The organism is Streptomyces sp. NBC_00872 (genome assembly GCF_045161915.1).
Lineage (GTDB): Bacteria > Actinomycetota > Actinomycetes > Streptomycetales > Streptomycetaceae > Streptomyces.
This window is the reverse complement of sequence record NZ_CP108806.1, coordinates 2777659-2796064: the sequence shown is the minus strand read 5'-3', so window position 1 is coordinate 2796064 and position 18406 is coordinate 2777659. Positions and strand designations below refer to the sequence as shown.

12 protein-coding genes are annotated in these 18406 nt (G+C 70.4%); 3 read left to right on the top strand and 9 right to left on the bottom strand.

All coding sequences use genetic code 11. The annotated features are described in order from the left end of the window. Positions 1–328 precede the first annotated feature (328 nt). The gene (gene glgP / locus OG214_RS11845) at positions 329–2920 is read left to right on the top strand and encodes an alpha-glucan family phosphorylase (RefSeq protein ID WP_363083036.1); all 2592 of its coding nucleotides are present in this window, start codon (positions 329–331) and stop codon (positions 2918–2920) included. 212 nt (positions 2921–3132) lie between these two features. Then, a complete protein-coding gene (locus OG214_RS11840; RefSeq protein ID WP_363083035.1) occupies positions 3133–4377 on the top strand; it encodes an alginate lyase family protein in 1245 nt (414 codons plus the stop codon). A 107-nt stretch (positions 4378–4484) separates the two neighbouring features. On the opposite strand, the gene OG214_RS11835 is transcribed toward OG214_RS11840, so the two are convergent. Together OG214_RS11835 and OG214_RS11830 are read right to left on the bottom strand one after the other, a co-directional pair. Beyond that, complete coding sequence (locus OG214_RS11835; protein WP_405984709.1) at positions 4485–5492, bottom strand: serine/threonine dehydratase; 1008 nt, start codon at positions 5490–5492, stop codon at positions 4485–4487. Positions 5493–5556: 64 nt separating this feature from the next. After that, positions 5557–6228, bottom strand: coding sequence for a TetR/AcrR family transcriptional regulator (locus OG214_RS11830; RefSeq protein WP_405984708.1), 672 nt, complete (start codon positions 6226–6228; stop codon positions 5557–5559). A gap of 139 nt (positions 6229–6367) precedes the next feature. Here OG214_RS11830 and OG214_RS11825 point away from each other — a divergent pair, with 139 nt between their 5' ends. Further along, positions 6368–6772 carry a Dabb family protein gene (locus tag OG214_RS11825; protein WP_405987479.1) on the top strand — a complete coding sequence of 135 codons (405 nt, stop codon included), beginning with the start codon at positions 6368–6370 and terminating at the stop codon, positions 6770–6772. Positions 6773–6880: 108 nt separating this feature from the next. Here OG214_RS11825 and OG214_RS11820 read toward each other — a convergent pair whose 3' ends face one another. From OG214_RS11820 to glgX, 7 genes are all read right to left on the bottom strand, one after another. Continuing rightward, positions 6881–8881: a M4 family metallopeptidase gene (locus OG214_RS11820; RefSeq protein ID WP_405984707.1), complete on the bottom strand. Its 2001-nt coding sequence runs from the start codon at positions 8879–8881 to the stop codon at positions 6881–6883. A gap of 412 nt (positions 8882–9293) precedes the next feature. Next, the gene (locus OG214_RS11815) at positions 9294–10322 is read right to left on the bottom strand and encodes a bile acid:sodium symporter family protein (RefSeq protein WP_405987478.1); all 1029 of its coding nucleotides are present in this window, start codon (positions 10320–10322) and stop codon (positions 9294–9296) included. A 10-nt stretch (positions 10323–10332) separates the two neighbouring features. Continuing rightward, positions 10333–10881, bottom strand: coding sequence for a hypothetical protein (locus OG214_RS11810; RefSeq protein ID WP_405984706.1), 549 nt, complete (start codon positions 10879–10881; stop codon positions 10333–10335). Positions 10882–10900: 19 nt separating this feature from the next. Continuing rightward, on the bottom strand, positions 10901–11764 hold the full coding sequence (locus OG214_RS11805) for an isocitrate lyase/PEP mutase family protein (protein WP_363083450.1): 864 nt from the start codon (positions 11762–11764) through the stop codon (positions 10901–10903). A 201-nt stretch (positions 11765–11965) separates the two neighbouring features. Beyond that, positions 11966–13927 carry an ABC transporter ATP-binding protein gene (locus OG214_RS11800; RefSeq protein ID WP_363083451.1) on the bottom strand — a complete coding sequence of 654 codons (1962 nt, stop codon included), beginning with the start codon at positions 13925–13927 and terminating at the stop codon, positions 11966–11968. Continuing rightward, positions 13924–15813: an ABC transporter ATP-binding protein gene (locus OG214_RS11795; protein WP_405984705.1), complete on the bottom strand. Its 1890-nt coding sequence runs from the start codon at positions 15811–15813 to the stop codon at positions 13924–13926. The genes OG214_RS11800 and OG214_RS11795 overlap by 4 nt, the downstream gene beginning before the upstream one ends. 85 nt (positions 15814–15898) lie before the next feature. After that, on the bottom strand, positions 15899–18379 hold the full coding sequence (gene glgX / locus OG214_RS11790; protein ID WP_405984704.1) for a glycogen debranching protein GlgX: 2481 nt from the start codon (positions 18377–18379) through the stop codon (positions 15899–15901). Positions 18380–18406: the final 27 nt, after the last annotated feature.

The window sequence follows — 18406 nt, the reverse complement described above, 5'->3', positions numbered from 1 at the left end:
GGGAGGCTGCGGGCATGGCCGCTCCTGTCCGCGTTCACTCGAATAGCGCTGGAATCGTGTGGGAACGCGCTCGTTTGCCGTACGGACGCCGCGTATGAGCGGGGCGTATGGGCTGTGCGTACCGGGTGCGTACCGGATGAGCCTTCCCCCTCCCTTCGGGTGGGCAATCCGGCGATCTGTTAACTACTGGGGCGTAGAGAGCCCGGGGCGAATGCGCGAATGCGCCGTGGTTGCGAAGGGCGCCTGGGGACTACCGTCGGAGGGACGGCGGACCGTACACCCGTGGTGCGTCCGCTCCGACTCGTATGTCCCTGCGAAGGTGGAACACGTGAAGGCAATCCGTCGGTTCACCGTCCGCCCCGTCCTGCCCGCACCACTCCAACCGCTCAGCGACCTCGCCCGCAATCTGCGCTGGTCCTGGCACACCGAGACCCGAGAGCTCTTCGAAGCCGTCGACCCCGCCGGCTGGCGGGCCGCCGACGGCGACCCCGTGGGGCTGCTCGGATCCGTCTCCGCCGCCCGTCTGGCCGAGCTGGCCGGGGACAGTTCCTTCCTGGACCGGCTGACCGCCGCCGCGGCCGATCTCGACACCTATCTGCGCGGCGACCGCTGGTACCAGCAGCGTGACGCCGAGGGCGCCGAGCTGCCCGCCGCCGTCGGCTACTTCTCGCCCGAGTTCGGTGTCACCGCGGCCCTGCCCCAGTATTCGGGCGGTCTCGGCATCCTCGCCGGCGACCATCTCAAGGCCGCCAGCGATCTCGGCGTACCGCTCATCGGTGTCGGTCTGCTCTACCGGCACGGCTACTTCCGCCAGTCGCTCTCCCGGGACGGCTGGCAGCAGGAGCAGTATCCGGTCCTCGACCCCAACGAACTCCCGCTCACCCTGCTGCGCGAGGAGGACGGCACCCCCGCCCAGGTCGTCCTCTCGCTGCCGGGCAGGCGCTCGCTGCGCGCCGGTGTCTGGCTGGCGCGGGTCGGGCGGGTCCCGCTGCTGATGCTCGACTCGGACGTCGAGGAGAACGGTCCGGGCGAGCGCGATGTCACCGACCGGCTCTACGGCGGCGGCAGCGAGCACCGGCTGCTCCAGGAGATGCTGCTGGGCATCGGCGGAGTGCGCGCGGTCCGGGCGTACTGCCGGCTCACCGGCCACCCCGCGCCCGAGGTGTTCCACACCAACGAGGGCCATGCCGGATTCCTCGGCCTGGAGCGCATCCGTGAACTCGTCGACACCGGGCTCGGCTTCGAGGCCGCCCTGGAGGCCGTCCGCGCCGGCACGGTCTTCACCACCCACACCCCCGTGCCGGCCGGGATCGACCGGTTCGACCGCGAGCTGGTCGCCCGCCACTTCGGGGAGGACGGGGAGCTGCCCGGTGTGGCCGCCGAGCGGGTCCTCGGCCTCGGGATGGAGAGCTATCCGGGCGGTGAGCCGAATCTCTTCAACATGGCCGTGATGGGCCTGCGGCTCGCCCAGCGGGCCAATGGCGTCTCCACCCTGCACGGCGCCGTCAGCCGGGAGATGTTCGCGGGACTCTGGCCGGGCTTCGACCCGGAGGAGGTGCCCATCACCTCCGTGACCAACGGCGTGCACGCGCCGACCTGGGTCGCGCCCGAGATCGCCCGGCTGGGCGAGGGCCCCCCGGACGCCACCCTGTCGCCCGCGGTCCCCGACGCCGATCTCTGGGACGTACGCCGTCTGCTGCGCGAACAGCTCGTCATGGAGGTACGGAAGCGGCTGCGCGCGTCATGGCTCCAGCGCGGTGCCCAGGCCGCCGAGCTGGGCTGGATCGAGGGCGTGCTCGACCCGGACGTCCTCACCATCGGCTTCGCCCGCCGGGTCCCCTCGTACAAGCGTCTGACACTGATGCTGCGCGACCGCGACCGGCTGACGGATCTGCTGCTCGACCCGGAGCGCCCGGTCCAGATCGTCGTCGCGGGCAAGGCGCATCCCGCGGACGACGGCGGCAAGCGGCTGGTGCGGGAGCTGGTGCGGTTCGCCGACGATCCGCGGGTGCGCCACCGCATCGTCTTCCTGCCCGACTACGGCATGGGCATGGCGCGCAAGCTCTACCCGGGCTGTGACGTCTGGCTGAACAATCCGCTGCGTCCGCTGGAGGCGTGCGGCACCAGCGGGATGAAGGCCGCGCTCAACGGCTGTCTCAATCTGTCGGTGCTGGACGGCTGGTGGGACGAGTGGTTCGAACCGGACTTCGGCTGGGCCATCCCCACCGCGGACGGCGCGACCACCGATGAGAACCGCCGGGACGAGCTGGAGGCCAACGCCCTCTACGCGCTGATCGAGGACCGGGTGGCGCCCCGCTTCTACGACCGGGGTCCGGACGGTCTGCCCGAGCGCTGGATCGAGATGGTCCGCAGCACCCTGGTCACCCTGGGGCCGAAGGTACTCGCGGGACGGATGGTGCGTGAGTATGTGGAGCGGCTCTACGAGCCCGCCGCCCACGCCCACCGTGCTCTGGACGCCGCGACCGCGACGGAGCTGGCGTCCTGGAAGTACCGCACACGCACACTCTGGCCGTATGTGTCGGTCGACCATGTGGAGGCGGTCTCGGCCACCGGCGCCGGTGGCACGGCGGAGCTGGGCTCCACACTCTCGCTGCGGGTCCAGGCCGGCCTCGGCGAACTGCGCCCGGACGATGTGGAGGTACAGGCCGTCGCGGGCCGGGTCGGCTCGGACGACACACTCGTGGACGCGCGCACGTTCCCGCTCAAGCCGTCCGACGGGCCGGACCCGGAGGGCCGCTGGGTGTACGAAGGGCCGCTCGCGCTGGACCGTACGGGCCCTTACGGCTATACGGTCCGGGTGCTGCCCGCCCATCCGCTGCTCGCCACGAGCGCGGATCTGGGGCTGGTCGCGCTGCCCACGGAGGCGACGGGGGAGGGCGCGGGCGTACTGCTGCGCTGATCCGACGGGCGGGTCCGACAGGCGGGACGGAAGGTGCGGGGGCGGGGCGCGGGGGTGGGCGCCCGGCCCCCGCACCAGGTCATTGGTCCAGACCTTGACGTGTTCATGGGATGGTTCTACCTTCCTGGTTCATAACAGGTTCACGACTCCACTCACGGTTCATATGAGTGAATCGAGTTGAGGATCGTCCACTGACCGGAAGGCACCCCCACATGCGCCCCGGATCCATCCCCGGAATGACCAGAATCCTCGGACTCTCCGCCGCCCTGGCCGGTGTTCTGGCCGCGGCCTTCACGGCACCCGCCGCCGCCGAGAAGGCGCCGAAGACAGTCCCCGCCGCCGTCGCCGCCCCTGCCGTCGCCGCCGCCCCGGCGAACTTCACCCACCCCGGCGTGAACCTCAGCACCGCCCAGCTCGACTTCGTACGGAGCAAGGTGCAGGCGGGCGCGCAGCCCTGGAAGTCCGCCTACGACCAGATGATGGGGAGCAGGTACGCCTCACTCACGCGTACGGCCAAGCCCCGCGCGGTCGTCGAGTGCGGCTCGTACTCCAACCCCAACAACGGCTGCACGGACGAGCGCGAGGACGCGATCGCCGCGTACACCACCGCGCTGGCCTGGTACATCACCCGCGACGACCGGTACGCGCAGAAGTCGATCCAGCTCATGGACGCCTGGTCCAACTCGATCCAGGACCACACCAACAGCAACGCCCCGCTCCAGACGGGCTGGGCCGGCTCCTCCTGGCCCAAGGCCGCGGAGATCATCAAGCATGTCTACGGCAACTGGCCGAACGCCGGGCGCTTCAGCACCATGCTGCGCAATGTCTATCTGCCGGAGATCATCAACGGCTCCAACTCCAACGGCAACTGGGAGTTGACGATGATGGAGGCGGCGGTCAGCATCTCCGTCTTCCTCGACGACAAGGCGAGCTGGGACAAGGCGATCGGCAAGTACCTCGTCCGGGTGCCCGCGTACATCTATCTGGCCTCCGACGGCGCGCTGCCCAAGACCGTGCCCAGCCAGAACCTCAACACCCGCGACAAGATCGTCGGTTACTGGCAGGGCCAGGGCACCTTCATCACCGGTCTCACCCAGGAGACCTGCCGCGACTTCGTCCACACCGGCTACGGCATCTCGTCCGTCTCGCATGTCTACGAGACGGCCCGTATCCAGGGCCAGGACCTCTTCCCGCAGGTCGGCGAGCGGCTGAGGCAGGCGCTGGGCTTCCAGTCCAAGTACGAGGTCCAGGCCGAGCCCGTACCGTCGAACCTGTGCGGCGGCAGTGTGCAGCGCGGCCTCGGACCGATCACCGAGGTGGGCTTCAACGCGCTCAACACCCGGCTGGGCTACGCGATGACCAACACCCAGCGGCTCACGGAGCAGCAGCGGCCCTCGGGCACGAACAATCTGTTCGTGGCCTGGGAGACCCTGACCAACGCGGGCAACCCCAACTAGGCTCGCTGCTCGATCGAGCCCGGTAGTACGGAGAGGTGCCGGCCCCGGCGGGATCGGGGCCGGCACCTCTCCTTTGCGTCGGCATCTGCCTTCCGTGGCGGCCCGTGTCAGTGCGCGGAGGCGTCGGTGTCGGTCAGGGTGCGGGTGTCCGTGTTCGCGCCGCACAGGATGACGCAGATCCGCTCGCCCGGGGCGGGACGGTAGCCGCCCGTGGGGGTGGTGAGGGCCGCCAGGGCCGTGGCGGCGCCGTGTTCCACCGCGACGCGGTGGGCGGTCCAGAGGGTGTGGCGGGCGCGGGTGATCTCGGGGTCGGGGACCAGCACCGAGCGGACATCGGCGTGCTGGGCCGCGTGAAGGGCCAGCGGAGTGGCACGGGAGGCGCCCAGGGAGTCCGCGGCGACCGAGTCGACCGGGACGTCCACCACCGCGCCGGCCTCGATCGCGGCGTTCAGGGCGCGGCAGTTCTCCGGCTCGGCCGCCACGACCCGTACGCCGTGGTGACCGGCCGCCGTGGCCACTCCCGCGAAGAGACCGCCGCCGCCGACCGCGACCACCACCGTGTCGAGGCCCGGGAGCTGCCGGTGGATCTCCTCGAACAGCGTGCCCGCCCCGGCGGCGATCAGCGGATGGGCGTACGCGTGCGAGGCGAGCGCCCCGCTGCCGGCGGCGAACTCCTCGCAGGCCGCCAGCGCTTCGGCGTACCGCGCGCCGACCAGCCGTACCTCCGCGCCGTACGAGCGGAGCCTGGCCACCTTGACCGGCGGCGCGGTCTCGGGCAGGAACACCGTGGCGGTCACGCCCACTTGCCGGGCGGCCCAGGCGCAGGCGAGCCCCGCGTTGCCGCCCGACGCGATGGTCACCCCGGCGTCCGGGAGGGTGCCGGCCGCGCGGTGGGCCTGGAGGAAGTTCTGGGCGCCACGGGCCTTGAAGCTGCCGGTGTGCTGCATGAACTCCAGCGCCAGCCAACTCCGGGAGCCGCCGGGGGAGTTCGCGGCGCCGGCGGCGTCGCCGGCATCGGCCGCGCCGAGCTCCGTCGGCGCCAGGGCCACCGGGCGTACACGTCCCGCGACGCGGTCACCCGCCTGCTTGACGTCGTCATAGGTGAGTCGGTTCACGGGAGCTCCTGTGCTGCCGGGTATGGCGGAAGAACGCGGTGTACGGGCCTGCCTGGCGCCGGTGTCAGCCGCCGGTCGTCTCCAGGACGTCCGCCGCGCCGTACGCGCGCAGAAAGGTGTCGACCGCGGCCTTCGCCACGGCGCGCGTCTCGGCGGCGGGGACCTCGCGGGTGCCCAGCCGGGACCGTGTCTCCATGGGACCGGTGAGCAGCGCGAGCAACTGTTCCGCGGCTTCCTCCGGGTCGCACGGGCGCAGACGCCCGGACAGCGAGAGCCGTGCCAGCCGGTCCGCGAGGGCTTCGCCCAGCCGGTTCGACGTGCGTCCCTGGACCGCCTCGATCAGATCGGGGAAACGGGCGACCTGGGCGTACGTCAGCCACCGCAGCGCTCGTCCGCGCTCGTCGCAGCAGACCAGGAGCATCCGGTACGCCATGTCCTCCAGGGCGGCGCGCAGATCGTCACCGGGCTCGCGCAGCCGCTCGACGGCGGCGAGGTTCTCCGCCATCACCGTGTCGGCGGCGGCCTCCATCGCGTGCCGGAACAGGGTTTCCTTGTCGTTGAGGTGGTTGTACACGGTCGGCTTGGCGACGCCCGCCACCTCGGCGATCTCCTTGACACAGGCCTGTCCGTAACCCCGGCGGGCGAAGACCGTGAACGCGGCGTCGAGGATCGCCCGCCGCTTGTCGATGCGCCCCCGTGATGCCGTCCGCCCGGCCGGTGCTGTCGCTTCTGTCACCTTCGCACTCTACCGCCGGGCCCTCACCGACCGTACCTGCTGGTTCATTTCCATGGACCCGTCTGTTTCTTGACTGAGAAAACCATTAGATTGAACCCGCAGGTTCATTATCGCTCCGCACTCGGGAGAAATGCCCGTGATGGTTCATATTTTGCGTTTTGCCTTCAAGGACGGGACGACCGAGGAGGAGAAGGAGGGCGTCCTCGCGACGATGAGACGTACGGCCGCGGTCGGCCCGGTCTCGTTCTCGGCCGTCGGCCAGGACCTCGGGGACCCCGCCGAGGGCTTCACCCATGCCTACTGCGTGGGTATCGAGGATCTGGCGGCGCTGGAGCGGTACATGCACGACCCGGTGCATCTCGCCGGCGACGCCGGGATCGTCCCGTATCTCGCGAGGCTCTCGGCGGTCCGTCTGTCGGACGACATGGACCCCGGGCTGGGCGGGGAGATCGGGGCGATGCATCTGAGGAAGGTCGCCATGTACCCGGAGTGGGGCCGGCTCCTGGAGACGATCCCCGACGTACGGATCGCGTCCGGCGCCTGACCGACAGAACCGCCCGGGGTGTCGGTGAGGACACCCCGGGCGGTTCCCGGATCGGCTTCGGTCGGCTTCGGCCGGCTCGGCCGGAGCGGGCCGTCGTGCGGCTCAGCTCTAGAAGGTGAGCTTCCAGCTGTTGATACGGCCGACGTCCGCCGACGCGACGTCCTGGACGCGGAGCTTCCAGGCGCCGTTCGCGACCTCGGACGAGGCGCCCGCGTAGAACGTCTCCACGACGTTGTCCGCCGAGTCGCTGCCGCTGGCCGGCTTCAGGTTGTACACGCTGCCGTCCGGGGCGACCAGGTCGATGACCAGGTCACCGCGCCAGGTGTGCGTGATGTTCACGTCGACCTGGAGGGACGCCGGGGCGTTGCCCGTGACACCCGCGACGTTGATCGTCGAGGTGACCGCCGCGCCGTTGTCCGGAATGGAGACCTGCGTGGTGCTCTCGAACGACTGGCCCGTGCCGCCGCCACCGGGGCGGGGACCGACCGCGATACCGGCCCAGGCGTTCTGGACGGCCGTGTACTCGGCGCTGGTGGCGCCGTACAGCTCAGCGGTGGCCGCGAGGGTACCCGTACGGGCCGCCGAGTAGTTGGTCGTGGACGTGAACTTCGTGGCCAGCGCCCGGTACCAGATCAGCTCGGCCTTCGCCCGGCCGATGCCGGTGACCGGCAGACCGTCCGAGGTCGGGGAGTTGTAGGAGACACCGTTGACGACCTTGGCGCCGCTGCCCTCGGAGAGCAGGTAGAAGAAGTGGTTCGCCGGGCCCGAGGAGTAGTGGACGTCCACGCCGCCGATACCGGAGTACCAGTAGTCCTTGGACGCGCCGTCCTTGCTCGGCTGGTCCATGTACCGCAGCGGGGTGCCGTTGCCGTTGATGTTGATCTTCTCGCCGACCAGGTAGTCACCCGGGTCCTGCGGGCTGTTGGCGTAGAACTCGACCGCCGCGGCGAAGATGTCGGAGGTGGCCTCGTTCAGACCGCCGGACTCCTGGCTGTAGACCAGACGGGCCGTGGCGGCGGTGACGCCGTGGGACATCTCGTGGGCGGCCACGTCGATGGACGTCAGCGGCCGCTGGTCGCTCTGGCCGTCGCCGTACGTCATGCAGAAGCAGCTGTCCTGCCAGAAGGCGTTGACGTAGCCGCTGCCGTAGTGGACGTTCGAGGTCGCGCCGACACCGTCATTGCGGATACCGGTGCGGTTGTGCACGTTCTTGTAGTAGTCCCACGTCTGCGCGGCACCGTAGTGGGCGTCCGCGGCGGCGGTCTCCGTGTTGGACGGCAGGCCGTTGCCCCAGACGTCGTCGGGACCCGTGTAGAGCGCCCCGGTGTCCGAGTTGTACGTCCGGTGGTTGCCGCGGCCGGTGTCGGTCAGGGTGTACGCCGGCGCGGTGCCGAGGGTGACCTGACCGCTGTACTGGGTGTTGCCCACACCGTTGTTGACGGCCTGCCACTCGTACAGCTTCTTGCCGGTGGCGGCGTCGGTCACGACGTGCAGCTCGTTCGGGGTGCCGTCGTGCTGGAGTCCGCCGACGACCGTCTCGTACGCGAGGGTCGGCGTGCCCTTCGCCGCCCAGACCACCTTGCGCGGCGCGCGGTCGGCCTCGGTCTTCTTCGAGCCCTCCGCGGCGGCGGCGCTCAGCGCCTGCTTCTCGGCGACGGCGGGCGCGATGTCGGCCGTGGTGGCGACGTTCTCGAGGACGGCCTTGGACGCCTTGCTGACGGACTTCGTCGCGCCCGCCTTCGTCGCCGCCACGACGAGGTCGCCACCGAGGACCGGGAGGCCCTGGTACGTGCGCTCGTACCGGGTGTGCGTGGTGCCGTCCACATCCTGGAGGACATCACGGACGACGAGCTTCTCCTGCGCGCCGAGGCCGAGGTCCTGGGCGGTGGCCGCCTTGGACGAGTCGGCCGCCTTGATCAGCGCGGTGCGCTGCGCGGGGGAGAGAGTGCGCTCCTGCGCACCGGGGTTGGCCTTGCCGGCCACCGGTGCGGCGGGTGCGCTCTCGGGCTGGGCGGAAGCGGTACCGGCCTGCACACCGACGGTGAGCAGAGCGGCTGCCGCTATCAGAGCACCGGTCGCGGTGGCGCGACGGCTGGGCGTGGATCTCACGCGAACTCCTTCTGCGAGGGGGGTACCGGGCCGCTCGGTGGGCAGCCCGGACAGAGCAAGCGGAGCAATGTGGTGCGGAGAACGGGGGAAGAGTGACAGCCGTGACGGCTCACTGTCAGGAGCGCGTCAAGAAGTTGGCCGGAAATCGTCCGCTGCTCGAAAGGGCTTGTTCGTTAAGCGGACGTTTCGTCGATCATCGTGGAGATGCCGCCGAGGGTTCGCACAGTGTCAACAACGGTTTGCGGCAGCGCGATTCGATGACCGTGCGGAGTTCGGACGCGAAGTTGCCGAATGTGAACGTGATGTTGAGCGGACGGTGTGCTGACGCTGACGGGAACGTTTCGTAACGTGACCGATTTCTTACCGTCCCCTCCGCGGGGGCGCGGGCGTCAACTCCGCGACGGTACGCGCGTCAAGTCGCCGTACCACGCAGGGAGACGCGCGGTGCGGGAGCGGCGGCGGCCGGCGAGGTCCGGCGCGACCAGCGGCCCGCGATGACCGCGCACACCATCAGCTGGAGCTGGTGGAAGAGCATCAGCGGAAGGATCACCAGCCCCGCCGAGGATCCGAAGAGCACGGCGGCCATGGGCAGTCCCGTCGCGAGGCTCTTGTTCGAGCCGCAGAAGACGATGGTGATGCGGTCCTCGTGGCTGAACCCCAGACGCCGCGCGGCGAACGAGGTCGTACCGAGCGCCACCGCCAGCAGGGCCGCGGCCAGCCCCAGCAGGACGAGCAGCCGTGCCGGTGTCATCTGCTGCCAGATGCCCTCGGCCATGCCTCTGCTGAAGGCCGTGTAGACCACGAGCAGGATGGAGAACCGGTCCAGGAGCCCGACGTACCTCTTGTGGCGGCCGATGAACTCCCCGATCCAGCGGCGGCAGAACTGCCCGGCGACGAAGGGCAGCAGCAGTTCCGTGACGATGGTCAGCAGACCGTGCGGCGAGAAGCTCACCGCGGAGCCGATCAGCCAGGCCGCGAGCAGCGGGGTGACGGCCATCCCGGCCAGGCTGGAGTACGTACCGGCGCAGATGGCCGCCGGGACGTTGCCGCGGGCGGTGGAGGTGAGCGCGATCGACGACTGGACCGTCGAGGGGACGGCACAGAGGAAGAGCAGCCCCATGTAGAGCTGTTCGCCGAGCAGATACGGCACGAGGCCGCCGACGGCCAGCCCCAGCAGCGGGAAGAGCGCGAAGGTGCTGGCTCCCACGACGAGATGGAGCTTCCACTGCCGCAGACCGTCCAGCGCCTCCCGGGTGGAGAGCCGCGCGCCGTACAGGAAGAAGAGCAGACCGATGGCGATGTCGGCGGCATGGCCGACGGCCGTCGCCGCCCCGCCGGTCGCGGGCAGCAGCGCCGCGAACACGACCGTGCCGAGGAGGGCGACGACATAGGGGTCGACCGCCCTCCTCAAGCGGCCTGGCCAGGAACTCAGCCAGGTCATTGACGTCACGTCACTCACCGCTTTCGCCTTGCCACGGGGGATGGCCGACCTCGGGGATCCAGTTGCCGGAGGAAGTATGCCGACGATCCGGTTCCGGTTCTGCCCGGGGCGTCGGTGCCGGAGCGGGTGCGGGCGTCGGTGCCGGTGCGGGTGCCGGAGCGGGTGCGGGTGCCGAGCCCGCGCCCGCGCCGTCTCCGGTCTGTACGTCGATGGCCCCGCCGCCCCCGTCGTGATCGCTGCCCGCCGTGCCCTTGGCGAGGAGCAGCGTATTGAGCGTCCGGTCGATCTCCAGCCATGAGTCCGCGTAGGAGTTGTCGATCACGATGAGTCCGACGCTCCGGTTGCCCGCGGGCTCCGGCCGCGCTTCGTCCTCGTCGTCCTCGCCGCCCCAGGCCTCCACGGGAGTGACCGCCGGCCCGGCCGTCGCGGTACCGCCCGCGCACAGCACACTCGCCGCCGCCGCGACGACGGCCCCCGCCGTGGACGCCCCTCGTACGAGGGACCCTGCTTTTCGCTGCCGGTGCCGGCCGGTGCCGGACCGGAAGAGTTTCACGGACATACGACGGTTCGGCGCGCGGTCAGACCGACACCGACGAGCGGAACCGGTGGTGCCTGCTGATGTTCTTCTCCAGCAGTTCCGTGGATCCCTTGACGCCGATGGCTCCGGTTTCCGAGGTGTCCGGGAGACGGCCGTCGGCCAATTTGAGATCGGCCAGCGCGCCCTCGATCGCGCCGTGCGCGGCGAAAAGACATGGCGTGCTGTAGATGGCGAGATCGACGCCCAGCTCCGACAGTTCGGAAAGCGAGAGCCTCGGCGACTTTCCGCCCGCGATCTGATTGAACAGCAGCGGCTTGTCGCCGACGATCGAACGGATCTTACGGATCCACTCCACACTCCGGACCCCGTCGACGAGGACGACATCCGCGTCGGTCTCCGCGAGGGCCTCCGCCCGGCGGATGATCTCCCCCTCCTCCGTGGCGTCCGTACGGGCCACCACGAGCAGGTCCTGCCTGCTGCGCAGCACCAGGTCGAGCTTCTCCAGATACTCCTCCAGCGGCAGGATCAGCTTGCCGTCCGCGTGCCCGCATCTGCGGGGACGCTTCTGGTCCTCCAGGATCACCCCGGACGCCCCGGCGCGCTCCAGCCGCTGCACCACATGGCAGGCGACCTCGGGGTCCACATAGCCGTCGTCGATGTCCACGAGCAGATGGTGCTGCGGGAAGGCCAGCCGCAGCCGCTCCACGAAGGCCAGCATGTCGGGCCAGGCGATGAAGCCGATGTCGGGCAGTCCGTAGTGCGACGCCGCGAATCCGAAGCCGGAGACGAAGAAACCGTTGTAGTGCTGGGCCGCGATGGAGGCCGAGTACATGTCATAGATACCGATGAGAGGCGTCGTACGCGATGACGCGACCGCTTCTCGCAGAGTGGTGCCGTAGTTCATGGTTCTCCCTCAATTCAGAACCCGCCGCCCGAGCACGGGTTCAGGCCCTGTCGTGACGGGCAAACATTTACAGAAAACCAAGACTTCGTAAAACGACACACCGGTTCTTACCCCGAAGAGGCAAAAACTTGAGAGCGGTCATTGTGTGACTAATTATCGAGAGGCGACGGCCGTCGCGCCGGATTCCGCTGAATTCCCCTGTCAGGCAAGGCTTTCGCGCCAGGCGCGGTGGAGGCCCGCGAAGCGGCCCGTGCCCGCGATGAGATCGGCCGGTGTGCCGTCCTCGACGATGCGGCCGTGCTCCATCACCAGCACCCGGTCCGCGATCTCGACGGTGGAGAGCCGGTGGGCGATCACCACCGCGGTGCGGCCGTGCAGGACGGTGTCCATCGCGCGCTGGACCGCGCGTTCGCCCGGGATGTCCAGGGAGCTGGTCGCCTCGTCGAGGATCAGCACCGCCGGGTCCGCGAGCAACGCGCGCGCGAAGGCGACCAGTTGACGCTGGCCCGCGGAGATCCGGCCGCCCCGCTTGCGTACGTCCGTGTCGTAGCCGTCCGGCAGACCGCTGATGAAGTCGTGCGCGCCGATCTCCTTGGCCGCCCGGACGATCTCCTCGCGGGAGGCGTCGGGCCGGCCGATGGCGATGTTCTCGGCGACCGTGCCGGAGAAGAGGAACGCCTCCTGGGTCACCATCACCACACCGCGCCGCAGCTCCGGTGTGTCCAGCTCGCGCAGATCGACCCCGTCGAGCAGCACCCGGCCCTCCGTCGGGTCGTAGAACCGCGCCAGCAGCTTGGCCAGGGTGGACTTGCCCGCGCCCGTGGAGCCGACGACCGCGACCGTCTGGCCCGCCGGGACCGTCAGATCGAAGCGCGGGAGGACCTCACCCCCCGTGCGGTACGCGAAGCTCACCCCGTCGAACACGACCCCGCGGCCCGGGAAGCCGCTCGTGAGCGCGGGCAGCGGCCGGGGGTGCTCCGCCTCGGGCACCGAGGGCGTCTGGGCCAGCAGGCCCGCGATCTTCTCCAGGGAGGCGGCGGCGGACTGGTACGAGTTGAGGAACATCCCGAGCCGGTCGATCGGGTCGTACAGCCGCCGCAGATACAGCACGGCCGCGGCCAGCACACCGAGGGCCAGGGTGCCCCCGGCGACGCGATAGGCGCCCCAGAGCACGATCCCGGCGACGGCGGTGTTGGCCACGAGCCGGGAGCCGACCACATAGCGGGCCATCTCCAGCAGGGCGTCGCCGTTGGTGCGCTCGTGGCGGTGGTTGAGCTCGTGGAAGCGCGCGTCGTTGGCCCGCTCGCGCCGGAAGGCCTGCACCGGCCTGATGCCGTTCATCGTCTCCGCGAACTTCACGATGACGGCGGCGATCGCGGTGGACCGCCGGCCGAAGACCTCGGCCGCGCGGCGCTGGTAGAGCCGTACGAGCAGATAGAGCGGTACGAAGGAGAGCACGGCCAGCGCGCCGAGCCCGAAGTCCAGATAGAGCAGCATCGCGCAGATGTACGCGAAGGCCAGCACCACGCCGATGAGTTCCTGGAGACCCTCGCTGAGCAGTTCGCGCAGGGACTCCACATCGGTGGTGGACCGGGAGATCAGCCGCCCCGAGGTGTACCGCTCGTGGAAGTCCACGCTCAGCGCCTGCGCGTGGCGGAAGATACGGCCGCGCAGATCGAGCAGTACGTCCTGGTTGACCCGGGCGGCGGCGCGGATGAAGGCGTACTGGAAGACTCCCGAACCGACGGCGCAGATCAGATACCCGGCGCCGACGGCGATCAGCGGACCGTGGTCGTTCTCCCGGAAGGCGGGCACCCCGCGGTCGATGGCGTACGCGACGAGCAGCGGGCCCGCCTGCGCGGCGGCCTGCTGGAGCAGCAGGAGCAGCGCGGTCACGGCGACCCTCGTACGCCGGGCGCTCAGCAGGGACCGCAGCAGGGCGCCGGTGGCGCCCGGGGGCGCGGGCAGCGCGTCCTGGCCGAAGGGATCGTCGACGGGGGCGTCCGGGGACTCCGGGGGCCGGGCCGTGTCTGTGCCCGTGCCCTTCTCCAGGTCCGTGGCCCTCAGGTCCGTAGGCCTCAGGTCGGTGGTCTTCTCCAGGTCCGTGCCCGGCCCCTCGTCAGGGGCCGGTCCCGTGCCCGTGGTGCTGGTCGACGTGGTCATCGGACGGTCTCCTCAACGGCCTCGGACTCCACGCCCGGCTCGGTTCCGGACATCAGCCACGCGTACTCCTCGCTGGTGCGCAGCAGTTCCTGATGGGTGCCCACGGCGGCGATCCGCCCCCGCGAGATCAGCGCCACCCGGTCGGCGAGCATCACGGTGGACGGGCGGTGTGCCACCACCAGCGCGGTCGTCTCCCGCAGCACCTGCCGCAGTGCCGCCTCCACCAGCGCCTCCGTATGGACGTCCAGCGCGGAGAGCGGATCGTCGAGCACCAGGAAGCGCGGCCGGCCGACCACCGCCCTGGCGAGCGCGAGCCTCTGCCGCTGGCCGCCGGAGAGACTGAGCCCCTGCTCACCCACCTCCGTACGCATGCCTTGGGGCAGATCACCGACAAAGCCCGCCTGGGCCACCTCCAGCGCCCGGGACAGCGCCTCCTCGCCGGCGTCCGCCGCGCCCATCAGGACGTTCTCCGCGACGCTCGCGGAGAAGAGCGTCGGCTCCTCGAACGCCAGCGACACCAGCTCACGCAGCCGTGGACGCGGTATCAGGGCGATGTCCTCGCCGTCCAGCGTGATCCGTCCCGAGGTCACCTCGTGCAGGCGCGGTACGAGCGCGGTGAGCGTCGTCTTGCCCGACCCGGTGGACCCGACCAGGGCCATGGTCTCGCCGGGTCTGATGTGCAGATCGATCCCGGAGAGCACGGGTGTGGAGTCCGCGTCGGCGTCCGGGTAGCGGAACGAGACGCCCTCGAAGCGCAGCCCGCCCACCGCGTCCGGGTCGCTGTCGGGCGTCCTGTCGGGTCTCTTGGTGAGAGCAACCGTTTCTCCTGCCCGCGTGGCCCGCGTGTTACGAGCCGCCCGCGCCGCCGAAGCGTCCGACGGCTCCGGTTCCGCCTCCTCCGGTACGTCCATCACCTCGAAAAAGCGCTCGGTCGCCGTCGCCGACTCCTGGCTCATCGCCAGCAGGAACCCCATCGACTCCACCGGCCACCGCAGCGCCAGCGCCGTCGACAGGAACGCCACCAGCGTGCCCGCCGAGAGTCCGCCGTCGGCCACCTGGACCGTGCCCAGCACCAGCGCCACGCCGATCGCCAGCTCCGGAATGGTCATGATCAGGGCCCAGAGGCCCGCCAGCAGCCGTGCCTTGTCCAGCTCCGTGGTGCGCAGCCGCCGCGCGAGCGCCCGGAAGGCGAGCGCCTGGCTGTGATGGCGGCCGAACCCCTTGATGATCCGGATACCGAGCACGCCCTCCTCGACGACCGTGGTCAGATCGCCGACCTGGTCCTGGGCCCGGCGCGCGACCAGCGTGTACCGCCCCTCGAAGAACGCGCAGAGGACGACCAGCGGCACCACCGGGGCCAGCAGCACCACCCCGAGCGACCAGTCCTGGAGCAGCAGGATGACAAAACCCGCCAGGATCGTCGTCGTGTTCACCAGGAGGAACGTCAGCGGGAACGCGAGGAACATCCGCAGCAGCATCAGATCGGTCGTCCCGCGCGAGAGAAGCTGACCGGAGGGCCACCGGTCGTGGAAGGCCACCGGCAGCCGTTGCAGATGGCGGTAGAGATCGGCCCGCATCGCCGCCTCCACGCCGGCCAGCGGGCGGGCCACCAGCCATCGCCGGAAGCCGAACAGCACCGCCTCCACGATCCCGAGGAGCAGCAGGAACAGGGCCCCCAGCCAGACACCCCCCGGGTCCCGGTCGGTGACCGGTCCGTCCACCATCCACTTCAGTATGAGCGGGAACACCAGACCAAGACAGGACGCGACGATCGCGACGAATGCCGCACTGAAGAGACGCGTTCGCACCGGTCGTACGTAAGGCCACAGGCGCAGCAGTGAGCGTACGGAGGACCGGTCCTTGGTGGTGGCATGTTTTTCGGGCATCAGAGCGAGCCTACGGTTTACCACCGACCTCGCTCATATGGTTTTCGTCCTATCGGGGTCACCATGGCTTGGTCGTACCGTCGTATCAGCCGGATGGCTGATGCTCGCGTACCCGGAACACCAGGACGCACCGCGCCGGGACCGTCACCGTCGCCCCGGCCTCGTACACCGTGCCCGGTGCCTCCGTCTGCTCCTCCCGCGCGGTGTCCACGAGCAGCTCGTACGTCCGCGCCCAGGGCGGGCCCGGCAGGGTGACGTCGACCGGCGCGCCCGCCGCGTGCAGGACTGTCAGAAAGCTGTCGTCCGTGATCTTCTCGCCCTGCGCGTCCCGCCCCGGGATGTCCCGCCCGGACAGGAAGAGCCCGAGCGTGGACGCCGGCGCGTACCAGTCCTCCTCGGTCATCTCCTTGCCGTGCGGCGTGAACCACGCCAGGTCCCGCAGCCCGTCGGGGGCCTGGGGCCGGCCGGAGAAGAAGGCGCGGCGGCGCAGGACGGGATGGGCGTGCCGCAGGGCGAGCAGCCGGGTGGTCAGCGCGAACAGCTCACGCGCGCCCGCCGGATCGTCCGCCCGCTCGCCCGTCCCGCCGGACGCGTCTGTTCCGTCCGTAGCGTCGTCGCGCGCGTCGTCCGCCCGCTCGCCGGGCGGTCCGAGCAGCGACCAGTCGAGCCAGCTCACCTCGTCGTCCTGGCAGTACGCGTTGTTGTTGCCACGCTGCGTACGGCCCATCTCGTCGCCCGCGACCAGCATCGGCACCCCGGTCGACACCAGCAGCGTGGTGAGCAGATTCCGCAGCTGGCGCCGGCGCAGGGCGTTGACCGCGGGATCGTCGGTCTCGCCCTCCACCCCGCAGTTCCAGGCGCGGTTGTCGTCCGTGCCGTCCCGGTTGCCCTCGCCGTTGGCCTCGTTGTGCTTGCGCCCGTACGACACGAGATCGCGCAGGGTGAAGCCGTCGTGCGCGGTGACGAAGTTGACGGAGGCGTAGGGCCGCCGGCCGCCCCACGCGTAGAGATCGCTCGACCCGGAGAGCCGGTAGCCCAGATCGCGTACATCGGGCAGCGCCCCGCGCCAGAAGTCCCGTACGGCGTCGCGGTACCGGTCGTTCCACTCCGTCCACAGAGGAGGGAACGCGCCCACCTGGTAGCCGCCGTTGCCCACGTCCCACGGTTCCGCGATCAGCTTCACCCGGCGCAGTACGGGGTCCTGGGCGATCACCGCGAGAAACGGCGAGAGCATGTCGACATCGTGCATCGAGCGGGCCAGGGCCGCCGCCAGATCGAAGCGGAATCCGTCGACGCCCATCTCCGTGACCCAGTACCGCAGCGAGTCGGTGATCAGCCGCAGTACCTGGGGCTGGACCACATGGAGGGTGTTGCCGCAGCCGGTGTAGTCCAGATACCGGCGGGCGTCGGACGGGAGCCGGTAGTAGCCGCGGTTGTCGATCCCGCGCAGGGAGAGGGTCGGACCCAGCTCCCCGGCCTCCGCCGTGTGGTTGTAGACCACATCGAGGATGACCTCGATCCCCGCCGCGTGCAGCGCCCGTACCATCCGTTTGAACTCGCCGACCTGCTCGCCCCGGGTGCCGGCCGAGGCATAGGCGGCGTGCGGGGCGAAGTAGCCGATGGAGTTGTAGCCCCAGTAGTTGTGCAGTCCGCGTTTGAGCAGATGCTCCTCGTGGGCGTACTGGTGTACGGGCAGCAGCTCGACCGCCGTCACCCCGAGCCGGCGGAGATGGGCGATCGCGGCCGGATGCGCGAGGCCCGCGTACGTACCGCGCAGCTCCTCCGGGATTCCCGGGTGGAGTTTGGTGAAGCCCCGTACATGGAGCTCGTAGATGACCGAGTCGGCCCAGGGTGTCTTGGGGCGCCGGTCCTCGGTCCACTCGTCGTCGGGCGCGTCGTCGTGGACGACGACCCCCTTGGGGACGAACGGGGCGGAGTCGCGGTCGTCACGCACGGTGTCCGCGACATTGCGCTGCGGCCAGTCGCGGACATGGCCGTAGACCTCGGGCGGCAGCCTGCGGTAGTCGTTCCCCTCGGCGGCGTCGACCGCGCGGGCGTACGGGTCGAGCAGCAGCTTCGCCGGATTCCAGCGGGCGCCCGTCCAGGGGTCCCAGCGGCCGTGCACCCGGAATCCGTACCGCTGCCCGGGGCGGACCCCGGGCACGAAGCCGTGCCAGATCTCATGGGTCAGCTCCGTCAGCGGAAGCCGGGTCTCGGCACCGCTGTCGTCGAACAGACAGACCTCGACCGCTTCCGCGCCGCCCGCCCAGAGCGCGAAATTGGTGCCCGCGACCCCGTCGGGACCGGTCCGGAAGCGGGCCCCCAGCGGGGTCGGCGCCCCCGGCCAGACCGCCGTCGCCGGGTCGCCGGGTTTCCGGCGCCGGCCGTTGGCACCGTACCGGGGGAGGGCGCCGGTCTGTCCGTTCCCGCCCGGCTGTCCGTTCCCGCCCGGCTGTCCGGTCCCGTCCGGCTGTCCGGTCCCGCGGTTCTGACCGGTCCCGGCGGGCCCGCCGGGCCGCTCCGTGCGGTCCGCCGCCCGTGGTGTGTGCTCGGCTGCGCTCGCCACCTGTCCGGCCTCCCGCGGCTCCCGGGC